Here is a 1,474-nt window from a genome sequence, read left to right as displayed (position 1 = left end):
CCCACCAGGGCGATGTCGCTCTGCCCGGCGGCGATCCGGGCGCAGGCGATGCGCAGCGCGTCCGCGCCCGCGCTCTCCTCGCCGAGGAAGCTGCGCGAGGAGCCGACGACGCCGTGCACGATCGAGATGTTGCCGGCCAGCAGGTTCGACAGCTGCGCGAGGAACAAGGTCGGCCGCAGGTCCGAATGCAGCCGCTCGTTGAGGAACGCGCCCGGGTTCTGCTGCCGGGGGAGGGCGGATAGGATGGCCCCGTCCGTCGCCGTGTCGCGCTCGCCGCCGTTGGCCGCCACCACCATGTCGGTCTGCGCCAGCAGCGCGGTGTCGCCGGCGACGCCTGCCGCCGCGAGGGCGAGGCCGGCGGCATAGGTGCCGATCCGCTGCCACGGCTCCATCTGCCGCTGGTCGCCGCGCTTGGGGATCTGCCGGTCGAGGTCGAGGCGGACGATCGGATGCACCGCGAACGGGGCGAAGCGGTCGATATCCACCGGCGCCGGCCCCGCCGCGTCGAGCGCCGCCAGATGCGCCTCCGGCCCCTCGCCGAGGGCCGAGACCAGCCCGACCCCGGTTATGACCGCGTCACGGTCGGTCGCGGCCGCGTCAGTCATTCAGATAGACCTCGGGCACGGCGACGGTGCGGGCGAAGTCGCGCATCTGCGCGCGCATCGAGTCGTTGGGGAAGGGCATGACGCGATAGGTGATCTCCGCCTCGGCGACGGTGCGGCCGTCGCGGCGGATGGTCCCGGTCGCCACCGCGTAGCCGGAACCGTCATGCAGCAGCTTCGCCTCGGTCTCGACACGCTGGCCGGGCGTGATGAAGGCCCGCATCTTCGCCTCCCGCACCTGCCCGAGGAAGGGCACGCGGGTGAAGCGGTGCAGCGCCATGATCAGCCAGCCGCCGGTCTGGGCGATGGTTTCGATCATCAGCACCCCCGGCAGGATCGGGTGGCCGGGGAAATGCCCCTCGAACACCGGGCTCGTCTCGGGGATCAGACAGTCGGCGCGGACCGTCAGCGCCTCGGTATCGAGGCTGACGACGCGGTCCACCATGCGGAAATATTCGAGCTGCATGGCCCGGAATGCCGGCGCGGTCGCCGCGCGTCAGGCGGTCGCCGGCTTCGCGGCGGTCAGCGCGTCGATGTTGGCGCACAGATCCTTCAGCACGAAGTACCGGTCGGACGAGACCTTCCCCTCGTTGACTTCCTGCGTCCACTGCTCGAGCGGCATCTTGATGCCGAACGCCTTGTCGATGGCGAAGGCGACGTCGAGGAAGTCCAGGCTGTCGATGCCCAGATCGTTGATGGCATGACTTTCCGGCGTGATCTTTTCGCGCGGGATGTCGCAGGTCTCGGCGATGATTCCGGCGACGGTATCGAAGGTGGACGACATCGGGGCCTCGCGGAAGGTCGGGCGGTGCGGCGCCGTCCGCCGCCATCGGGCGGGCGCGGCGACGACGACCGGCGCGTCGGCTGACGCA

3 protein-coding genes are annotated in these 1,474 nt (G+C 70.7%); all 3 read right to left on the bottom strand.

What is annotated here, in order from left to right:
- Window positions 1-605 (bottom strand): beta-ketoacyl-ACP synthase (locus B8460_RS19145; RefSeq protein WP_048863222.1); only part of this gene is annotated, 605 nt, incomplete at its 3' end.
- Complete coding sequence (locus B8460_RS19140; protein ID WP_048863221.1) at window positions 598-1,068, bottom strand: 3-hydroxyacyl-ACP dehydratase FabZ family protein; 471 nt, start codon at window positions 1,066-1,068, stop codon at window positions 598-600. The genes B8460_RS19140 and B8460_RS19145, both read right to left, overlap by 8 nt.
- A 30-nt stretch (window positions 1,069-1,098) precedes the next feature.
- Window positions 1,099-1,474, bottom strand: a 376-nt coding sequence (locus B8460_RS19135) for an acyl carrier protein (protein WP_241771247.1), incomplete at its 5' end; no start/stop codon positions are given.

The organism is Acidisphaera rubrifaciens HS-AP3 (assembly GCF_000964365.1).
GTDB lineage: Bacteria > Pseudomonadota > Alphaproteobacteria > Acetobacterales > Acetobacteraceae > Acidisphaera > Acidisphaera rubrifaciens.
This window is presented reverse-complemented; position numbering and strand designations above follow the sequence as displayed.

Coding starts and splice junctions, on each gene's coding strand:
- B8460_RS19140 (WP_048863221.1), bottom strand. CDS start 1,068: ATGCAGCTCGAATATTTCCGCATGGTGGACCGCGTCGTCAGCCTCGAT.